The organism is Mycobacterium sp. NAZ190054 (genome assembly GCF_001545925.1).
In the GTDB taxonomy this organism is placed as follows: domain Bacteria; phylum Actinomycetota; class Actinomycetes; order Mycobacteriales; family Mycobacteriaceae; genus Mycobacterium.
This window is the reverse complement of sequence record NZ_LMVQ01000581.1, coordinates 1-19,630: the sequence shown is the minus strand read 5'-3', so window position 1 is coordinate 19,630 and position 19,630 is coordinate 1. Positions and strand designations below refer to the sequence as shown.

Here is a 19,630-nt window from a genome sequence, read left to right as displayed (position 1 = left end):
CGCCTTGATGCCGTCGGGCGGGCTGAGCGCCCCGAACACCACCGCGGCCGTCACCTCGCCCATCGAATGGCCGATGACCGCGTCGGGTTTCACGCCGTAGGACTGCCACAGCGCGCAGCGGCGCTGATCGTCGGTGGCCGTCGTCTTGGTGAGCAGACCGGCGGCGACGGCCGCCGCGACCGTTCTGCTGGCCGTCGAGTGGTCGACCCCCAGCAGTACGGCGACGTCACCGATGGAGGCGCCGCCGTCCTCACACCGCTCGACCGCGCGCAGCACGCGCCACTGCGGCCGCTGCCGCGCGGTGTGGATTCGTGTCAGCAGGTCGTCGAGTCGGTCGTAGCGGGTCTGCGGCACCAAATATGCATAGCACATCGATATTTGTGCCGCCGAATCGTCGGTCAGCCGCTGGGCACGTCCGGATCGTCGTCGGCAGGCGGCTCAGCTTCCCGCCACTCCTCCGCCCGCGAGCTCCGGTTGCCCTGCAGCGTGCCGCGCAACTCGTCCTTGAGGGCGTCGTCCTCGCGGGGACCGTGCTTCGAGCTTCCGCGTTCCATCAGTCCACATCCTTCAACGGGTCGTGGCCGATCGTCATCAGCCGGTGGCGCCAGTGGTCCTGCCCGGCGGTCGGTTCGAGGTCGGCGCGGCGCTCGGAGTGGATGCGTTCGATCACGTTGCGCATCACGCGTTCGTCGTCGTCGGTCAGGTCGACGCGGCGCTTCTGCAGGATGGCCAGGACATGCCGGCCGGTCTGGGTGCCGGACTGATCGGGCAGCTGCTCGGATTCCTCGTCGGCGGACCGAACCCGCAGCCAGTCCGAGAGCTCCCGTGACGTCATGTTGACGACGCGGTGGAACTCGTCCCAGAGCTCCTGTTCCACTTCGACGTGGCTCATCGCGTACCTCCGTTGTCGTTCCGTACGCCCGAACGGCTACCCACGATCGCCGTCACGAATCGCGGGCACGTCGATCCGGGCCAGGTCCTCGGCGATGACGAGGTCACCGTCGAACACCTCCCGGGCCTCGGCCCGGTGCGCGTCGGTGTCGGGATAGCGCTGGGAGAAATGGGTCAGCACCAGGCGGCGGACCCCACACTCGCCGGCCACCCGCGCCGCCTGCCGCACGGTCAGATGACCGTGGCGGGCGGCCAGGTCGGCGTCGCGTTCCAGGAACGTCGCCTCGATCACCAGCAGATCGGCGCGCTCGGCGAGAGCGTAGACCGCGTCGCACAACCGGGTGTCCATCACGAACGCGAAGCGCTGCCCGCGCCGGGGCCGCGTGACATCCGACAGCCGCACCGGTCCGGCGCCGGTCTGGACGACGCCGGCGCGCTGCAACTGGCCGACGGCCGGGCCGGTGACGCCGAAGCGCTCCAGCAGCTCGGGCCGGAACCGCAGGCCGTCGGGTTCGACGAGCCGGTAACCGACCGCGTCGACCGGGTGGTCGAGCCGGCGGGCTTCCAGGGTGCCGAACGCCCCGGCGGCGATCTCGCCGTCGGCGGTCACCGGGTTCTCCCGCACGTCGGTCACGTCGTGGAAGACGGAGGCCTGCCGCAGCCGGCGGAAGAAGTCCCGGCCCGACGCCGGATAGTAGGCCTCGACCGGACGCGTCACGCCGTCCAGGGACAGCCGCTGGAGCACGCCCGGCACCCCCAGGCAGTGGTCACCGTGGAAGTGGGTCAGGCACAGCCGCGTCACGGCCGACGCCGGCACACCGGCGAGCAGCATCTGCCGCTGGGTGCCCTCGCCGGGGTCGAAGAGCAGCCCTTCGGCGTCCCAGCGCAGCAGGTAGCCGTTGTGGTTGCGTTGCCTGGTCGGCACCTGGCTGGCGGTGCCCAGGACGATCAGTTCCCGGCCTGACACCCCCCGACCCTACGGCCGGGAGTCGTCAGACCTCTTCGAGCGCCTCGCCGATCTCCTGGGCCACCCGGTTGTGCTCCTCGTGGATCAACAGGTGACCGGTGGCCAGCACCAGGGCCACCGGCCACTCGATGATCTCGGCGGCCGCCAGCACCCCGAGGGCGCCGTAGAATGCCAACTGCTCGGGTCTGGGCAGGCGGACGCGGCCGAGCACCGGCAGCTGCACCGCGAAGGACTGCGCGTCCCGGACTTTGCGTACGGCGTCGCGGTGCGACGTCGCCTGACGTGAGGATTCGGCCATTCGTCGCCTTTCGGTCATGGCGTGTTGGTCGTTCAGACGCCTGCCGTCCGGACCGTGGACGTCGTGCCCATCTCCGAAACCAGCGCTTCTTCGGACCCCGTGTCTGTGGTTTCCCATTTCGTCGCGATCCCGTTGCGCGAAATGTACGCCGTGTTGTGGCGGCTCGGCGTCGTGGACATCGACGACTGAAACCGGCTCACGATCCGGGGCGCCACAGCGGCCGCTGCCGTCGCGACCCCCGCGGTGCCCAACGCCTGCGCCCAGCCCATCGGACCCAGCGGGGTGCAGCCGAGGAACTGGCTGACGCCCGGCGTGCTGATCAGCGCACCCATCGTCAGCAGTGACCCCGCGGCGGTGGTGACCACCAGCGGGCTGTGCGAGTCGATCAGGGTCTGGCCGAGCTGGGTGGAGACCAGCGCGACCAGCGCCACGGTCGAGGCCCGCCGCGGCCGCAGCGTGAAACCGGCCATCAGCCATGCCGAGGTCGCCGCCGCCGGCGGGGTGGACACCGCCTCCGATGCGCCGATCGCCTTCGGGGACGACCTGCGCCAGGTGCTGCTCGGGCTGCGCCGGGCCAAGTCCACCGTCGAGCGGCTCAAGCTCGTCGGCAAGCTCCCGGCCTCACTCGGTGTCGAGATCCCGGTCAACAGCGAGCCGCGCACCGGCATGTCGATGGGCGAGCACGCCGCGGTGACGGCCAAGGAGATGAGGGTCAAGCGGGTCGACCAGGACGAGCTGGCCGCCGCCAGCCACCGCAACATGGCCGCCGCGTACGACCGCGGGTTCTTCGACGACCTGGTGACGCCGTTCCTCGGGCTCTACCGGGACAACAACCTGCGTCCGGACTCGTCGACCGAGAAGCTGGCCAAGCTCAAGCCGGTGTTCGGGGTGCGCAACGGCGACGCGACGATGACCGCCGGCAACTCCACCCCGCTGACCGACGGCGCGTCGGTGGCGCTGCTGGCCTCCGAGGAGTGGGCCGCCCAGCGCTCGATCCCGGTGCTCGCGTACTTCGTCGACGGTCAGACCGCGGCGGTCGACTACGTCAACGGCCGTGACGGCCTGCTGATGGCGCCGACGTACGCGGTGCCGCGGCTGCTGGCCCGCAACGGCCTGACGCTGCAGGACTTCGACTACTACGAGATCCATGAGGCCTTCGCGTCGGTGGTGCTGGCGACGCTGGCTGCGTGGGAGTCCGACGAGTACTGCAAGGAGCGGCTCGGCCTGGACGGTGCGCTGGGCTCCATCGATCGGTCCAAGCTCAACGTCAACGGCTCGTCGCTGGCGGCCGGGCACCCGTTCGCCGCGACCGGCGGCCGGATCGTCGCGCAGCTGGCCAAGCAGCTCGCCGAGAAGAAGCGCGAGACCGGACAGCCGGTCCGCGGCCTGATCTCGGTCTGCGCCGCGGGCGGGCAGGGTGTGACCGCCATCCTGGAGGCCTGATTTTTTGTCGCCGAAATGGCATTCCAGCAGGGAAAAGTCGAGAGGCCATCTGCTGGAATGCAAGTTCGGCAAGAAAGTTTCAGGACGCTGTAACGCCGTCGGCGGGGGTGCCGATACAGGGGATAGCTCCGTGTTGCCGTCTGACCCCCCGACCCGACGGCAACACGGGGCTCTTGGTTTCAGAGCATGCAGATCAGCATGTTCGGACGCTGCTGCGAGGCCTCGACCTCTGACCTTCGGCAAAACCATTGACTTCGGCAACTGATCGGTTGACCATGTCAAGGTATGGCGTCGGTGGTCGGCGAGGTCCGGGAGTTCAACCGCTTCTACACGAAGGTCATCGGTGTGCTCCAGCCCGACCTCGTCGGTTCCCCGTTCGGATTGACGGAGGCGCGGGTCCTCTATGAGATCGCCAATGCGGACGACGCCGCGGTCGCCGACATCCGCGCTGCCCTCGGTCTCGATGCCGGCTATCTGAGCCGGCTGCTGTCGGGCTTCGAAGGCGCGGGCCTGATCGAGCGGGAGGCCTCGGTCACCGACCGTCGCAAGCAGGTGGCGCGGTTGACCGAGACCGGCCGAGCCGCCTTCGCCGACCTCGATGAAAAGCAGGTCGAGGCGATTGAAGCGCTCGTCGCCGGTCTGGACCCGACCGCCCGTGACGAGATGACCGCGGCGATGGCGGTCATCCGCCGGGTTCTCGGCGACGGTGACCGCCCACCGACGCTGCTGCTGCGCGGGCCCGCGCCCGGGGACCTCGGCTGGGTGCTGGAACGTCACGGCGAGCGCTACGCCTCCGAGTACGGCTGGGGCGCTGCGTTCGAGGCACTGGTCGCGCGTGTGGTCGCGGACTTCGCCGGCGCACGCGACGAGCGAAGCGCCATGTGGATCGCCGAACTCGGCGGGCGCCGCGCGGGAAGTGTGTTCTGTATGCCGTCGGACATCGCCGGCACCGCTCAGCTTCGGTTGCTGCTCGTCGAACCGTGGGCCCGCGGTGCGGGTGTCGGCAGCGCGCTGGTCGCCGAGTGCCTGAGATTCGCCAGGCGGTCGGGTTACCGGCGGATCATGCTGTGGACGCACAGTGTGTTGACCGCGGCGCGACACATCTACGCCCGTGAAGGTTTTCACCTCGATCGCACCGAGTCCCACCAGGATTTCGGGGAGGCGGTCGAGGGCGAGTTCTGGTCCCGTGACCTCTGAAATCGCCTCTTCACTCGGGCTCGGCGCAGGCGTAGCATTTACGGCACGACGGGTTCGGGAGTGACGGAGATCCGAAGAGCCGACAAAGGGATGAAAGTCGGTCGCGCGAGACATGAGAGACGCGCCCAGTGTCCTCCCGAACCCGCCTTCGTGTCCGGGGGCCGGCGCCTTGAGGGTGTGGACAGCCCCACCATCACCAGACCGGTCTGCACTGTCGCGAAACTCCCGGCCGACGGGCGACCATGGTCGATGTGACCGCGCCGACGAGCCCACCCGCCGACCCGACGACCGTGACCGATCCGCTGCCCAGCCGTGCCCGGACCGACTGGCGCCGAACTGTTCTGGCCCCGCTGCGTCCGCCGGCCTGGCGGGCCTACCTCTACGTCCATCTGGTCAGCGTGCTGGCGCTCGTCGACGTCGTGTTCCTGTTCGCCGCCGGTCTGGCGTCCGGGCTGTTGATCCTGACGGTGATCGGCATCCCGCTGCTTGCACTGCTGGTGCTGAGCGGCAGGGCGTGGAACCGGCTGTACCGGGCGCTGGCTCAACTGGTGGACGTGCAGATCGACACGCCACCGGCGTTCGCGCGGCCCGCCGGCCGCCTGCAGACCGTGACGGCGGCGCTGACCGATACGGTCGGCTGGCGCAGCCTCGGCTTCCTGACGCTGCACGCCGTGCTCATGACGCCCATCGGCTTCCTCCTGATCCTCGGCGTGGTGGTGTCTGCGACGCTGATCGTCTCGCCTGTCGTGTGGTTGCTGACCCGGGAGCCGTTCATCTCGTTCGGGGAGCCGGTGGAGTCGCTGGGCTGGTACGCGCTGTTCTCGGTGGCGGGTGTGGTGGCGCTGTATCTGCTGGGCTGGGTGATGATCGGCATCAGCCGGGCGCATGTCCGGCTGGCCGGTGCGCTGCTCGGACCGACCGGGCGCGAGCGCAGGGTGGCCGAGCTGGAGCACGCGCGGGCCGGCGTAGTGGACGACTCGGCCGCCCGGTTGCAGCGCGTCGAACGCGATCTGCACGACGGTACCCAGGCCCGGCTCATCACGGTCGCGATGGCGCTGGCCCGCGCCGACAAGCACCTCGCGACCGCCGGCGACACCACCCCGGCCCGCGCGCTGGTGTCCGACGCGCTGGCCAACACCAAGGACACGCTGGCCGAGCTGCGTGACCTGATCCGTGGAATCCGCCCGCCCGCACTGGATCTCGGGCTCGGACCGGCCGTCCACACGCTCGCGGCCCGCAACCCCATACCGGTGGAGGTCACCGTCGACCTGTCCGTGCGCCCGTCGATCGGGGTGGAGACGATGGCGTACTTCTGCGTGGCCGAGCTGCTCGCCAACGTGTCGAGACACTCCGGCGCCAGCGCTGCGGCGGTGCACGTCGCCGGTGATGCGGCGGAGCTGCGAATCACTGTGAAGGACAACGGGTCCGGCGGTGTGCAGGTCGGCAACGGGTCGGGGTTGACGGGCCTGTCCCAGCGGCTCGCGATGGTCGACGGCCGCCTCGAGGTCGACAGCCCGCCCGGCGGGCCGACCGTCGTCACCGTTGTGGTGCCACCGGGAGCCGGGCAGTGAGCCGGATCGTGATCGCCGAGGACAGCGCGATCCTGCGCGACGGCCTGGCCCAGTTGATCGCCGAACGAGGCCACGATGTGGTGGCCGCCGTCGGCAACGCCGACGACATGCTGGCGGCGGTCCGGGAGTTGCGCCCCGACGTGGTCGTGGTCGACATCAGGATGCCGCCGACGTTCACCGACGAGGGGTTGGTGGCCGCGGTGTCGCTGCGACGGTCTCATCCGGACGTCGGCGTACTGGTCTTCTCCCAGTGGGTGGAGACCAGGTACGCCACCGAACTGTTGGCGGGCAACCCCGCCGGGGTCGGGTATCTGCTCAAGGACCGGGTGGCCGACATCGCGGAGTTCGACGCGGCCGTGCACCGCGTCGCCGCGGGCGGCACCGCGCTCGACCCCGAGGTGGTGCGGCAGCTGATGGGAAGCCGTGGCACGTCGGCGCTGGACCGGCTGTCACCGCGGGAACGCGAGGTCTTGGCGCTGATGGCCGAAGGCCACTCCAACAGCAGTCTCGCGCAACATCTGTCGATCACCGAGCGGTCCGTCGAGAAGCACGTCTCGGCGATCTTCACCAAGCTGGACCTGGCGCCGTCGCAGGCCCACCACCGCCGCGTACTCGCCGTGGTCACCTACCTGAACAGCTGAGGCCCGGAATCCGGGCGCGCAACGCAAGACGCCCCCGGGAAGAGTCCGGGGGCGTCTTGAGTCCGAAGTGGCCTAGAAGGCCGCCTCGTCCAGCTCCATGACCTCGTTGTCGAGGTTCTCGATGATGGACCGGGTGCTGGTCAGCAGCGGCAGGAAGTTCTTCGCGAAGAACGACGCCACCGCGACCTTGCCCTCGTAGAACGAGCGGTCGTCACCCTGGGCGCCGGCGTCGAGCTTCTCGATCGCCACCGCGGCCTGCTGCTGCAGCAGCCAGCCGATCACCAGGTCGCCGACGCTCATCAGGAAGCGCACCGAGCCGAGCCCCACCTTGTAGATGCTCTTGGGGTCTTCCTGCGAGGCCATCAGGTAGCCGGTCAGCGACGCGGCCATGCCCTGGACGTCCTCCAGCGCGGTGGCCAGCAGCGCCCGCTCGGCCTTGAGCCGTCCGTTGCCCGCCTCGGCCTTGACGAACTGTTCGATCTGGCCTGCCACGTGGGCCAGCGCCACACCCTTGTCGCGGACGATCTTGCGGAAGAAGAAGTCCTGCGCCTGGATGGCCGTGGTGCCCTCGTACAGCGAGTCGATCTTGGCGTCGCGGATGTACTGCTCGATCGGGTAGTCCTGCAGGAAGCCCGAACCACCGAGGGTCTGCAGGCTCTCGGTGAGCTTGGCGTACGCCTGCTCGGAACCCACACCCTTGACGATCGGCAGCAGCAGGTCGTTGACCTTGACCGCGAGCTCGGGCTCGATGCCGTACAGCGTCTTGGCGACCTCGGCGTCCTGGTGCGTCGCGGTGAACAGGTACAGCGCGCGCAGACCCTCGGCGTAGGCCTTCTGGGTCATCAGCGAGCGGCGCACGTCCGGATGGTGCGTGATGGTCACGCGCGGCGCGGTCTTGTCGGTCATCTGGGTCAGGTCGGCGCCCTGGACACGCTCCTTGGCGTACTCCAGCGCGTTCAGGTAACCCGTCGACAGCGTGGCGATGGCCTTGGTGCCCACCATCATCCGGGCCTGCTCGATGACGTCGAACATCTGCGCGATGCCCTCGTGCACCTCGCCGACCAGCCAGCCCACGGCCGGTACACCGTGCTGGCCGAGCGAGAGCTCACACGTCGCGGAGACCTTCAGGCCCATCTTGTGCTCGACGTTGGTGACGAACACACCGTTGCGCTCGCCCGGCTCACCGGTCTCGGGGTCGAAGTGGAACTTCGGCACGAAGAACAACGACAGACCCTTGGTGCCCGGTCCCGCGCCCTCGGGGCGGGCCAGCACCAGGTGCATGATGTTCTCGAACAGGTCGTCGGAGTCGGCCGAGGTGATGAAGCGCTTCACGCCGTCGATGTGCCAGGTGCCGTCGGGCTGCTGGACCGCCTTGGTGCGTCCGGCGCCGACGTCGGAGCCGGCGTCCGGCTCGGTGAGCACCATGGTCGAGCCCCAGCCGCGGTCGGCGGCCAGCTTGGCCCACTTCTTCTGCTCTTCGGTGCCCAGGTGGTAGAAGATGTCGGCGAATCCGGCACCCATCGCGTACATGTAGACCGCGGGGTTGGCGCCGAGGATGTGCTCCTGGATGGCCCACGACAGCGCGCGCGGCATCGGCGTCCCGCCGAGCTCCTCGCTGACGCTGATCTTGTCCCAGCCGCCCTCGATCACGGCGCGCACGGACTTCTTGAACGACTCCGGCAGTGTCACCGAGTGCGTCTTGGGGTCGAAGACCGGCGGGTTGCGGTCGCCGTCCTCGAACGATGCGGCCACCGGGCCCTCGGCGAGGCGGGCCATCTCGCCCAGCATCTCCACCGCGGTGTCGGCGTCCAGATCGGCATAGCTGCCCTGGCCGAGGGTCTTCTCGACGCCCAGGACCTCGAACAGGTTGAATACCTGGTCACGAACATTGCTCTTGTAATGGCTCACGGGTTCCTCCTCGTCGAGAACGCCACCTGCGGTTGGGTACTTGCCCGGCAAGTTACCCACCAGTAACTGTGCCCGACTATACCGCCCGGTAACTTCAACGCAAAGCCGGCGCGGGCCATTTCCGGCCCACGGCCGACCGGGCGGTTGGCCGACGGCCCGGGACACGCCAAAAACGGGTGCTGGGCTGCGGTTTTCGTAGCCTGTGATGATGGTCACGTTCTGCCGGTTAGGGTGTCGTGATGGATGCGACGACGGCGGTTGCGGTGTGGGGGACGGGCAACATGGGAGCGACCGCGATCCGGTCGCTCACGGCGTTCCCGGGGCTGCACCTGGCCGGGCTGATCACCTCCTCCGGCGACAAGGCGGGCACGGACGCCGCGTCCTTCGCCGGGCTCGGCGCGCCGACGGGCATCACCGCCGACACCGACGTGGACGCGGTGCTGTCCGGCTGCGACGCGGTCGCGTACATGGCCTCCGGGGACATCCGGCCCGAGGAGGCCCTCACCGACATCGAGCGATGCCTGCTCGCCGGCGCCCACGTCGTCACCCCGTCGCTGTACTCGCTCTACGACCCGCGCTCCGCGCCGCCGGAATGGCTGGACCGGCTGACCACGGCCGCGGCGAACGGTGGAGCCGCGCTGCTGGTCAGCGGCGTCGACCCGGGGTGGGCCAACGACGCGCTCGCGGTCACCGCGGCCGGGTTGTGCACCCGGATCAACACGATCACCTGCCAGGAGATCTTCGACTACTCGACGTATGACCAGCCCTACGCCGTGCGGGTGTCCTGCGGGTTCGGCGGACCGATGGACGAGACCCCGATGATGCTGCTGCCGACCGTCCCGACGATGGTGTGGGGCGGCAACATCCGGCTCATCGGCCGCGGGCTGGGCCTGGAGATCGACGAGATCACCGAGGAGGTCGAGCGACTCCCGCTGACCGAATCCGTCGACACCGCGTTGGGCCGTTTCGAGAAGGGCACCCAGGGCGCGTTCTTCCTGCGGGTCATCGGGTGGTCCGGCGGCAGGCGGCGCGTCGTCGTCGAGCACATCACCCGCATCGACCCGGCCTGCGCACCCGACTGGCCGCAGCCCGACCAGGGGGTCGGCGACCACCGCGTCATCGTCGACGGGGATCCGCAACTGACGATCGTGACCCGCGCCGACGTCCCGGGCGGCACCCGCGCCGACGGCGGCAACACCACCGCCGCCAACCGGCTGCTCGGTGCGATCAACTGGCTGGCCGCTCAGAAGCCCGGTGTCTACGACGGGCTGGACGTCCCGCTGCACCCGCCGCTGCCCGCGGAGGTGGAAGCCACCCGCTGGAGCTAGCTTCCGGCCAGGGCCTTGTTCACGAGCCGGGTCAGCCAGGCGGGGGAGAAGCGCGCCCCGACGGCGAGCGCCTTGGCCTGCACCCCGACCGGGAAGTGGACCTGGGCGACCAGACGCCGCGGCCACGTCGCCTCGATGGCCGCGACGATGTCCTGGGCGATGTCCTGGGCGGTCAGCCGGATGCCGAGGGACTGCGTGGTGCCGGTCGAGACGTCCCTGGTCATCGCGGTGTTCACGTACAACGGCCACATGTCGACCACGCGGATCCCGTGATGTCGCCACTCGAGGTCGAGCGCCTCGGTGATCGCCCGGACGAAGAACTTGGTGGCGCTATAGTTGGCCAGCTCGGCCTGCCCGTAGATCGCCGACGCGGACGCCAGGTTGACCACCACCGCGTCGCCGGTGTCCTTCAGGTACGGGAAGGCCGCGTGCAGCCCGTTCACCACACCCTTGACGTTGACCTCGATCTCGCGGTGGTGCACCTCCAGCGGGATCTCCTCGAACCGTCCGGCGTTGAGCAGACCCGCGTTGTTGATCAGTACGTCGAGCCGGTCGCCCGCGGCGGCGACGAACTCGGCCAGCCGCTGCGCCACCTCGTCGGGGTCGGTGACGTCGAGGTGCCCGACCACGGACCTGCCGCCGACCGCGGTGATGTCGTCGGCGAGCAGCCGCACGCCGTCCTCGTCGATGTCGTACCCGCCGACGAGATAGCCGCGCTGGGCGAGCAGCAGCGCGGTGGCGCGGCCGATGCCGGTGGCGGCTCCGGTGATGAACACCGATCTCGGCATGCCCGCTGGCGAAGTGTCGGCCACCATGACCGGCAGGCTACCCAGCGGCCCGACTCCTCAGTCGGTCTGCTCCGGGTCCGGGGCCGGAACCGCGTCGGGCTCCGCGTCCGGCAGCTGACCCACCAGGTACTCGGCGAGCCCGCCGATGGTCGGGTAGTCGAACACCGCGGTCGCGTTGATCGTGAACGCGCCGCCGAACTGACTGTGCAGCCGGTTCCGCAGCTCGATCGCCATCAGTGAGTCCGTGCCCAGGTCCAGGAAGCGGCTCGAGGCCGCGGGCGGTTGCGCCAACCGCAGGAAGTTCTGCACCTCCCGCTGCAGGAACTCGGTGACGAAACCGGCGCGCTGAGCCACCGGGATCTCCTGCAGCTGGCGCAGCAGCTCGCTGTCCCCGGTCGCCTCGCCTTCGGGGCGCGGCAGCACCAGGTCGAGGACCGGGGGACGCGAGCTGCCCAGCACCTTCGCGGCGCGCTGCCAGTTGGCCTTGACGACGGTGGCCTGGCCGGTGCCGTTGGCGACGACCTCGGCGAGGGCGCCCAACGCGGCCGACGGCTCCAGCGGAATCAGGCCCTGCGCACCGATGTTGGCGGTCGCCGCCTCCGAGGACGCCATGCCGCCCTGCGCCCACGGCCCGAAGTTCACCCCCGTCACGGGCAGGCCGTGCGCCCTGCGCTGCGCGACGAGACCGTCGAGGAATGCGTTCGCGGTCGCATAGTTGGACTGGCCGGGTGAACCGAACAGGCTGGACACCGACGACGACACGATGAAGAAGTCCAACTCGTCGTCGCGGGTCAGGCGGTCCAGATGCTGGGCGCCGAACGCTTTGGGCGCCAACGTCGTCCGGAAGCGCTCCACGGTCTGCTGGGACAGCAGCGCGTCGTCGAGCACGCCGGCCAGGTGCGCCACGCCCGCCAACGGCGGCAACTCCGCGCGAATCCGTTCCAGCAGCGCCGCGACCTCGGATTCGTCGCCGACGTCGGCGGTGAAGACGTGGATACGGCACTTGTGCCGTTCGGTGATCTCGTCGATGGCCTGCTGCGCGTCGGTGCCGGGCGCACGCCGGCTGGTCAGCACGATGTCGCCGGCGCCGAGGTGGGCCAGATACGACGCGGTGTGCAGACCGATCGCGCCCAGTCCACCGGTGATCAGATAGCTGCGGTCGGCGCGCGGCTGCAGCGGTTCGGGGACCTGGCACACGATCTTGCCGATGTGCCGGGCCTGCTGCATGCGGCGGAACGCGGCCCTGGCCTCGGTGAGCGGGTAGATCTCGGCGGGCAGCGGCCGCCACTCGCCCCGCCCGAGGCCGTCCGACACCTCGGTGAGCAAGGTGCGGATGCGCTCGGGTTCCTGGAAGGCCACCGTGTCCAGCGCGACGATCTCGTAGGTGATGTCCGGCCGGGCCGCCGCCATCTGCTCGCGTGTCCAGATGTCGCGTTTGGCGATCTCGGCGAAGCGTCCGTTCTGTGCGGTGGCCCGCACCGTCGCGTCGATGAAGCCCTCGTTGGTCAGGCTGTTGAGCACCACGTCCACCCCGGCGCCGTCGGTGTCCGCGAGGATCTGATCGGCGAAATCCGTGGTGCGCGAGTCGTAGACGTACTGCACGCCCATCTTGCGCAGCGTCGCCCGTTTGTAGGTGCTCGCGGTCGCGAACACGGTCGCGCCGTGCTGTTGGGCCATCTGGATGGCGGCCAGCCCGACACCGCCGCTGGCCGCGTGGATGAGCACCCGGTCACCGGGTTTCACCTGGGCACAGTCGAACGCCAGCCGGGTGGTCAGCGCCGCGGCCGGGACGGTGGCGGCCTCGACCGCGCTGATCCCGTCCGGGATCGGCGCCAGCAGCTGCGCAGGCACGTTGAACCGGCTGGCGAACGCGCCCTGCATGAACCCGTAGACCCGCTGGCCGACGGCGAGTCCGGTGACCCCGTCACCCAACTGGGTCACCGTGCCGGCGAAGTCGCCGCCGATCGGTCCGGGGTCGCCCGGGTAGAGGCCCAGCACGTTGAGCACGTCGCGGAAGTTCAGGCCCGCGGCCTCGACCCGCACCTGCACGTAGCCGTCGGCCGGCGGCGCCACGTCCGTCTCGGTGAGCCGCAGGTTGTCGATCGCGCCACGTTCGGTGGGGGCCAGCACGAAATCGGCGGCCCGCGGCGCGGTGAGATGACCGCTGCGTGACCATGGCAGAAGCCGGGAGGCCAGTAGTTTGCCTTGGCGCACCGCGACTTCCGGCTCGTCGATGGGCGCGGCGAGCAGGCCGGCCAACGCGCGAACCGCCTCGGGCGATCCGTCGCAGTCGACCAGCCGGCAGCGCAGTCCGGGTTCCTCGTTGGCGGTGGTGCGGCCGAAGCCCCACAGGGCGGCCTGCACCGGGTCGACGGGTTCGCCGGATTCGGTCGCCACCGCACGTTCGGTGACGATCCACAGTCCGCCGGGCAATGTCACGCCGCCGCGCTGCACGGTGTGCACCGCGCTGAGCAGGTGGGTGATCTCGGCCTCGATCCGCGCACGGATGTCGGCGCCCGACTCGTCGGCGTCCGGCCCGGTGCTGCGCCAGACGACGCCGGAGAACGGCACACCGCGTGCGTGCGCTTGGGCCAGGACGTCACCCAATGGTTCCGCTTCGGCGTTGCGGGGCAACGGGATACACCCCGGGATGGTGGCCGCCAACTCGTCGAATCCGGCGACCAGCCACGTGCCGTCCGGTGCGTTCGCACCGTCGGTCTGCGCCGGCACCTCATGCCAGCCGAGGGTGTACAGCAGCCGGGTGGCGTCTCCGCCGAGGCCACGCAGCAGCGCCTCACGGGGGGCGCGTTTGACCGTGAACTCGCGGATACCGCCGAGCAGGCGGCCGTCCCGGTCGACGAAATCGAGGTCGAACACCTGGGTTTCGCTGTCGAGCTCGGCGGCGTGCCACCGCGAGCGGCAGTAGAACCGTCGCGGCATCTTGTCCCGCAGCATCACCTGCCCGTAGCGCAGCGGCAGGAACAGGTCGCTGACGCCCTGTTCGGCGGCCAGCAGCGCCGGGAACGCGGGGAACGCGACGCCGGTGCACAGATCCATCAGCACCGGGTGCATCGGTTCGGTGGCCAGTTGTTCGGCGAGTTCCTCGCCGACGAGGATGTCCCCGATCGCCTCACCGTCGCCGAGCCACAGCGACTTCAGCGAACCGGACCAGGTCGGTCCCCAGGCCAGCTCAAGGTCGGCGAACGTCTCGAACAGGTCCTGCGGGCGCATGCGCTCCAGCCGCTCGATCGCCTCGTCGACCGGATCGGCGTCCTGCGGCACCGGTTCCTCGTCCCCGACGCCGGCGACGACGGTGCCCTCGGCGTTCAGCGACCATTCGGCGTCCCGGACCCCGTACGGCCTGCTGTGCACCTGGAAGGTCCACGTCTCTGCTTCGGCGAGCGGATGCAGCGTCAGCTGTACCTCACGGGAACTCTTCTCGGGCAGGATGATCGGCTCGTAGAAGAAGACGTCCTTCGCCCGCGCCGGGGTGCCGACCGCGGCCAGCGCCATCGCCGCGTACGTCGCGCCGGGAACCACGACGGTGCCGTAGATGACGTGGTCGGCGAGCCAGGGCTGCGATTTGACCGACAGCCTGCTGGTGTAGACGGTGTCGCCCGAGGCGAGGTCCTTCGCGCCGCCCAGGATGCCGGAGGTCGGCCCGCCCGAGCCCTCCATCGCCAAGCCGGAGGACTTCGGCCAGAACCGGCGGTGCTGGAACGGATAGGTGGGCAGGACCAACCTTCGGCCCGAGTTCTGGTGCAGCGCAGCGAAATCGGGCCGATGTCCGCCGACGTAGGCCGCGGCGAGCGCGTCGGCGATCTGACGGCGGTCCCCGACACCCTTACGCAGTGAGACGATCGCCCGCGGCGCGCCCAGGTGCTCGGGCCACACCTGCACCGCGGCCCCGGTCAGCACCGGTTGCGGCCCGATCTCCATCAGCACCGTGGCGCCCAGCGCCGCCACGGTGCGCACACTCTCGGCGAACTGCACGGGCTGGCGGGAATGTCTGCGCCAGTACCCGGCGTCGAGCGGGGTCTGGGCCGTCAGCACCGCGCCGGTGCGGTTGCACACCAGCGGCAGCGTCGGCGCCGCGTACTCCAATCGCGCTGCGTAGGACTCGAACTCGTCGAGCACCGGGTCCAGCAGTTCGGAGTGGAACGCGTGGCTGGTCTCCAGCCAGGTGCAGCGGATCCCGTCGGCACCGAAGCGCTCGACGAGCTGTTCGAGATCCTCGCCCGGACCCGAGAGCACGGTGTTGGGTCCGTTGTAGGCGCCGACCGACACCCGCGGGAACTCGCCGGCGGCCTGTTCGACGAGCTTGGCGTCGGTGAACACCGCCACCATCCGGCCGCCCTCGGCGAGGCTGCCGAACATCCGGCCGCGCTCGGCCATCAGCCGGGCCCCGTCGGCGAGGCTGAACACCCCGGCCACACACGCCGCGGCGTACTGGCCCACACTGTGTCCCAGCACCACGTCGGGCTCGATGCCCCACGACTGCCACAGCCGGGCCAGGCCCATCTCGACGGCGAACAGCGCGGGCTGCGCGAACGACGTGTGCCGCAGCCGTTCTCCGGCCTTGCCGCCGGTCTCCCGGTCGGTGGCGAACATGACGTCGGTCAGCGGGACCGGCAGGATGTCCTCGACCGCCTCCGCGCACGCCATCACCGTCTCGGCGAAAACCGGTTCGGTGTCGAACAGTTCGCGCGCCATCCCCGGGTACTGGCTGCCCTGGCCGGTGAACAACCAAGCCGTCGTCGGGTGATGGGTGTGCTCGCCGCGCACGACGCCGGGCCGGAGCTGGTTCTGGGCCAGATCGGTCAGGCCGTGCCGGGCCGCGGCGACCGAATCCACGACCAGCGCGGCGCGCTGTTCGAAGTGAGTACGGCCTGTTCCGGCGGTCAGGCACACGTCGGCCAGATCAGCGTCGGGATGGTCGGCCAGCCAGGCGTCGTACCGTTGCGCCAAGGTCGTCAGGGCTTCCGGGGACCGCGCCGACAACGGCAGCACATGGGCGGTCTGGCGGGCGGGGGTGTCCGGTTCCCCGTCGCTGCCGGGCGCGGGTCGGCTGGGCGCCTCCTCGACGAGCACATGGGCGTTGGTCCCGGTGAACCCGAACGAACTCACGCCTGCGCGCCTGGGCCTGCCGTTGGTCTGCCACGGCGTCGCCTCGTCGACGACCCGCACCGGCAGCGAGTCCCACGGGATGTGCGGGTTCGGGCTCTCGAAGTGCAGGCTCTTCGGCAGCATCTCGTGCTGCAGGGACAGCACCACCTTGATCAGGCCCGCCGCACCGGAGGCGGATTCGAGGTGACCGATGTTGCTCTTGACCGACCCGAGCAGCAGCGGCCGGTCCGCGTCACGGGCGCCGCCGTAGGCGGCGGCGGCCGCCTGCACTTCGATGGGATCCCCCAACGGGGTGCCGGTGCCGTGCGCCTCCAGGTAGTCGACGTCCCCGCCGGACAGCCCGGCGCGCGCGAGCGTTGCGCCGATGAGCCGTTGTTGTGCACCGCCGTTGGGCACGGTCAGCCCGCTGGACGCGCCGTCCTGGTTGACCGCGCTGGCCGGGATGACCGCGCAGATCCGGTCACCGTCGCGTTCGGCGTCGCCGAGCCGCTTGAGCACCAGGATCCCGCAACCCTCGCTGCGCACGTAGCCGTCGGCCGACGCGTCGAAGGTCTTGCACCGCCCGACCGGGGACAGCATGCGCGCGCGGGACGCGGCGACCACGGTCACCGGGCTCAGCAGCACGTTCACCCCGCCGGCCAGCGCCATGTCGCAGTCGCCGGACTTCAGCGCCTGGCAGGCCTGGTGCACCGCCACCAGCGCCGAACTGCACGCGGTGTCGACCGCCACCGCGGGACCCTCCAGCCCGAGCGCGAACGCGACCCGCCCGGAGATGGCGTTGAGCGCGTTGCCCGTGATGAAGTGCGGCTCGATCTTGTCGATCGACTCCGACGAGAGCAGATGCGCGTACTCGTTGGCCGCGACGCCGACGAAGACCCCGGTCCGGCTGCCGCGCAACGCGGCCGGTGCGTACCCGGCCCGCTCCAGGCCTTCCCAGACCGTTTCGAGCATCAGACGCTGCTGCGGTTCGATCCAGACCGCCTCGCGTGGGGAGATGCCGAAGAACTCGGGGTCGAATCCGTCGATGCCGTCCAGGAATCCGCCGAACCGGGTGTAGGTCTTGCCTGCGGCGTCGGGATCGGGATCGTAGAACTCGTCGATGTCGAACCGGTCCTCGGGAACCTCCCGGATCGCGTCGACACCACCGGCGAGGACCTCCCAGAAGGCTTCCGGGTCGGGTGCGCCGGGGAACCGGCACGACACCGCGACGATCGCGATCGGGTCGTCGGTGCGGGCCGCCGTGACCGCCACCGGGTGGGGCGCGGTCCTGGCCTGTTCGGCCAGTCCGAGCACCTCACCGAGCAGGTAGTCGGCCACGTCGGACAGGCGGGGATGGTCCATCGCCAGTGTGGCCGGGATGTCCTGGCCCACTCCCTGTTCGATGCGCCGGCGCAGTTCGACGGCCATCAACGAGTCCATGCCCAGGTCGAAGAACCCGGCGTCCTCGCGGATCTCCGCGGCGTCCACCCGGGTGATCTCCGCGACCGCATCCCGCAGGTAGTCGGTCAGCAGCTTCTTGCGTTGCTGCACAGGCGCATTGCGGAGCCGTTCGACCAGCGGGGTGGTCCCGGACGGGGTGGGCGCGGGGGTCGCGTCCGGCACCTCACGTTCGAACTCGGCCAGGAACGCCCGCCGTCCCGTCTGCTGGTAGAGCGGCAGGAAACGGGCCCAGTCGATGCGCGCCACGACGCCCTGGGCGACCCCGTCGGACGTGGCGGCGTCGGCCAGACCTGCCAGCGCGTCGGCGGGGGACAGTGTCCGGACGCCACGCTGGTCGAGCCGCGCCCGGGACTCGGCGTCGGCCATTCCCGCCGACCACGGACCGAAGTTGACGCTCAGCCCGGGGATGCCCTGCTCACGCAGGCGCCACGCCAGCCCGTCGAGGAACGCGTTCGCCGCGCCGTACGCGGTCTGGCCGAACCCGCCCCACACCGACGCGATCGAGGAGGTGCTGATGAAGAAGTCGAGCCGCAGGTCGGCCGCGGCCTCACTGAGATGCCAGGCGCCCCAGACCTTCCCGGCGAACACGCGATCCACCTCGGCGTCGTCCAGGGTGCTCAACGGGGTGGTGCCGATCTCGCCCGCGGCGTGCACGATGCCGGCCAGCGGCGGCAGTTCGGCGGACACCCCCGCCAGCAGGCGCGCGACGTCGTGTGCGTCGGCGACGTCGGCGGCGAACACCCGGATCTCGCAGCTGTGCTGTTCGCTCAACGCGTCGATGCGCTGTTGCACGGACTCGCCGGGGGCGCGCCGGCTGGTCAGTACCAGATGCCCGGCGCCGTGAGCGGCCAGGTGACCGGCGATCTCCAGGCCGATCGACCCGAGCCCTCCGGTCACCAGATAGGTTGCGTCACCGCGCAGTTGCAGCGGTGTGCCGCTCGGCGGCCCGGACCGGCGGACCAGCCGGGGCACGTAGAGCGTATCGGCGCGCACTGCCACCTGGTCTTCCCTGACCGCGGAGTCGGGGGCGACCAGCCTGTCGAGCAGCCGGGACCATTCGCCGGGGGTGGCCGCGGTTAAATCGGCCAGCCCGCCCCACAGATGCGGGAGCTCCAGTGCCGCGGCCCGGCCGAATCCCCACAGCGCAGTCTGATCGGGCGCGACGGTGTCGGTGTCGACCACATGCTGCGCGCCGCGGGTCACCAACCACACCGGGGTGCGCAGTTCGGCGGCGGAGGCGGCGCGGAAGAGGCGGCGGGTGCCGCCCAGGATGCGGTGCTGCATCCGCAGCAGGGACCGCATCGACGGTGAGGTGTCGGAGTCCAGCGCCGCGACGTGCAGGATGCGCAGCGCCGGGTCGTCGGCTGTCGCGGCGCGCAACGCGTCGGTGAGTTTGGTCTCGTCCGCGTCGGACATCGGCAGCGCGACGAACCGGTGCTGGTGGCCGCGTGCGGCCAGCACGTCGAGCAGCGGCCGGACTGCGTCGTTGTCGTCGCCGACCAGAATCCAGGTGGCCGTCTCCCGGGAGGACGCGACGGTGGTCTCGTCCCAGCGGACGGCGTAGCGGTCGTCGGCGACGGACTGACCCGCGCGTTGCTGGTTGTGTTGTGCGGCAAGCTTGTTCAGTACGTCGAGGGTGCGCTCGTCGAGCCCCGGTCCGTCCAGCAGTGCTGCGAGTTCCTCGATCCGGCCGTCCTCGAGAAGGCGCACGGCCTCGGTCCGCGCGGCGGGAGGCCGCGGGGACTCGGATCGTTCCCGGTTGTCCGAGAACCAGTACTGGCGGTGCTCGAACGGGTACGTCGGTAGGTCGAGTTTGCGAGCGTGCGGCCGGCGCAGCGCGGTGAAATCGGGGACGTGGCCGAGCACGTACGCATCGGCCAGCGCCTCGGTGATCTGGCGGTGGTCGGCGGTGTTGCGGCGCAGCGACGTGATCACCCGGGGAGTGGTGGCCGGGTCGGGCCACGCGCCGAGGGCCGCGGCGGTCAGCACCGGACGGGGGCCGATCTCCACGAGCAGCTTGCAGTTCAGCTC

General features: G+C 70.3%; 12 protein-coding genes and 3 pseudogenes. 6 read left to right on the top strand and 9 right to left on the bottom strand.

The genetic code is table 11. The features are described from left to right. The 6 genes and pseudogenes from ASJ79_RS35315 to ASJ79_RS29455 all read right to left on the bottom strand — a co-directional run. Nucleotides 1–114: pseudogene (locus tag ASJ79_RS35315) on the bottom strand (acyltransferase domain-containing protein); the annotation flags it as partial. A 63-nt stretch (nt 115–177) separates the two neighbouring features. After that, nucleotides 178–372, bottom strand: a pseudogene (locus tag ASJ79_RS35310) (MarR family transcriptional regulator); the annotation flags it as partial. A 26-nt stretch (nt 373–398) separates the two neighbouring features. Beyond that, a complete protein-coding gene (locus ASJ79_RS33545) occupies nt 399–554 on the bottom strand; it encodes a hypothetical protein (RefSeq protein ID WP_197420431.1) in 156 nt (51 codons plus the stop codon). Then, a complete protein-coding gene (locus ASJ79_RS29465; protein WP_067963166.1) occupies nt 554–892 on the bottom strand; it encodes a DUF3140 domain-containing protein in 339 nt (112 codons plus the stop codon). The genes ASJ79_RS33545 and ASJ79_RS29465 overlap by 1 nt, the downstream gene beginning before the upstream one ends. Nucleotides 893–928: 36 nt before the next feature. After that, nucleotides 929–1,858: a ribonuclease Z gene (locus ASJ79_RS29460; RefSeq protein ID WP_067963163.1), complete on the bottom strand. Its 930-nt coding sequence runs from the start codon at nt 1,856–1,858 to the stop codon at nt 929–931. Between the two features lie 25 nt (nt 1,859–1,883). Next, nucleotides 1,884–2,156, bottom strand: a complete 273-nt coding sequence (locus ASJ79_RS29455) for a hypothetical protein (protein ID WP_067963161.1) — start codon at nt 2,154–2,156, stop codon at nt 1,884–1,886. 21 nt (nt 2,157–2,177) lie between these two features. Between ASJ79_RS29455 and ASJ79_RS35305 the strand changes: the two genes are divergently transcribed. The 5 genes and pseudogenes from ASJ79_RS35305 to ASJ79_RS29430 all read left to right on the top strand — a co-directional run bounded on the left by ASJ79_RS35305 (nt 2,178) and on the right by ASJ79_RS29430 (nt 7,008). Continuing rightward, entirely contained in the window at nt 2,178–2,345 is a 168-nt protein-coding gene (locus ASJ79_RS35305; protein ID WP_369803788.1) for an Rv1535 domain-containing protein, read from the top strand. Nucleotides 2,346–2,621: 276 nt separating this feature from the next. After that, nucleotides 2,622–3,599: pseudogene (locus ASJ79_RS29445) on the top strand (acetyl-CoA C-acetyltransferase); the annotation flags it as partial. Between the two features lie 285 nt (nt 3,600–3,884). Then, the gene (locus ASJ79_RS29440) at nt 3,885–4,796 is read left to right on the top strand and encodes a helix-turn-helix domain-containing GNAT family N-acetyltransferase (protein WP_067963155.1); all 912 of its coding nucleotides are present in this window, start codon (nt 3,885–3,887) and stop codon (nt 4,794–4,796) included. A gap of 251 nt (nt 4,797–5,047) precedes the next feature. Beyond that, nucleotides 5,048–6,367, top strand: a complete 1,320-nt coding sequence (locus ASJ79_RS29435) for a sensor domain-containing protein (protein WP_231751087.1) — start codon at nt 5,048–5,050, stop codon at nt 6,365–6,367. Continuing rightward, nucleotides 6,364–7,008 carry a response regulator transcription factor gene (locus tag ASJ79_RS29430; protein WP_067963152.1) on the top strand — a complete coding sequence of 215 codons (645 nt, stop codon included), beginning with the start codon at nt 6,364–6,366 and terminating at the stop codon, nt 7,006–7,008. Before ASJ79_RS29435 ends, ASJ79_RS29430 begins: the two co-directional genes overlap by 4 nt. Before the next feature lie 72 nt (nt 7,009–7,080). Here ASJ79_RS29430 and ASJ79_RS29425 read toward each other — a convergent pair whose 3' ends face one another. Continuing rightward, the gene (locus tag ASJ79_RS29425) at nt 7,081–8,916 is read right to left on the bottom strand and encodes an acyl-CoA dehydrogenase (protein WP_067963172.1); all 1,836 of its coding nucleotides are present in this window, start codon (nt 8,914–8,916) and stop codon (nt 7,081–7,083) included. Nucleotides 8,917–9,155: 239 nt separating this feature from the next. Here ASJ79_RS29425 and ASJ79_RS29420 point away from each other — a divergent pair, with 239 nt between their 5' ends. Beyond that, on the top strand, nt 9,156–10,244 hold the full coding sequence (locus tag ASJ79_RS29420) for a dihydrodipicolinate reductase (protein ID WP_067963149.1): 1,089 nt from the start codon (nt 9,156–9,158) through the stop codon (nt 10,242–10,244). On the opposite strand, the gene ASJ79_RS29415 is transcribed toward ASJ79_RS29420, so the two are convergent. Together ASJ79_RS29415 and ASJ79_RS29410 are read right to left on the bottom strand one after the other, a co-directional pair. Continuing rightward, nucleotides 10,241–11,032 carry an SDR family oxidoreductase gene (locus tag ASJ79_RS29415; protein WP_067963170.1) on the bottom strand — a complete coding sequence of 264 codons (792 nt, stop codon included), beginning with the start codon at nt 11,030–11,032 and terminating at the stop codon, nt 10,241–10,243. The genes ASJ79_RS29420 and ASJ79_RS29415 overlap by 4 nt on opposite strands. 57 nt (nt 11,033–11,089) lie before the next feature. Continuing rightward, nucleotides 11,090–19,630: type I polyketide synthase (locus ASJ79_RS29410; RefSeq protein ID WP_067963146.1), on the bottom strand; the 8,541-nt coding region annotated here is incomplete at its 5' end.

Bases quoted from the DNA above. Each gene is read 5' to 3' on its own strand.
- ASJ79_RS33545 (WP_197420431.1), bottom strand. From the start codon at position 554: ATGGAACGCGGAAGCTCGAAGCACGGTCCCCGCGAGGACGACGCCCTC.
- ASJ79_RS29465 (WP_067963166.1), bottom strand. From the start codon at position 892: ATGAGCCACGTCGAAGTGGAACAGGAGCTCTGGGACGAGTTCCACCGC.
- ASJ79_RS29455 (WP_067963161.1), bottom strand. From the start codon at position 2,156: ATGGCCGAATCCTCACGTCAGGCGACGTCGCACCGCGACGCCGTACGC.
- ASJ79_RS29440 (WP_067963155.1), top strand. From the start codon at position 3,885: ATGGCGTCGGTGGTCGGCGAGGTCCGGGAGTTCAACCGCTTCTACACG.
- ASJ79_RS29420 (WP_067963149.1), top strand. From the start codon at position 9,156: ATGGATGCGACGACGGCGGTTGCGGTGTGGGGGACGGGCAACATGGGA.
- ASJ79_RS29415 (WP_067963170.1), bottom strand. From the start codon at position 11,032: ATGCCGAGATCGGTGTTCATCACCGGAGCCGCCACCGGCATCGGCCGC.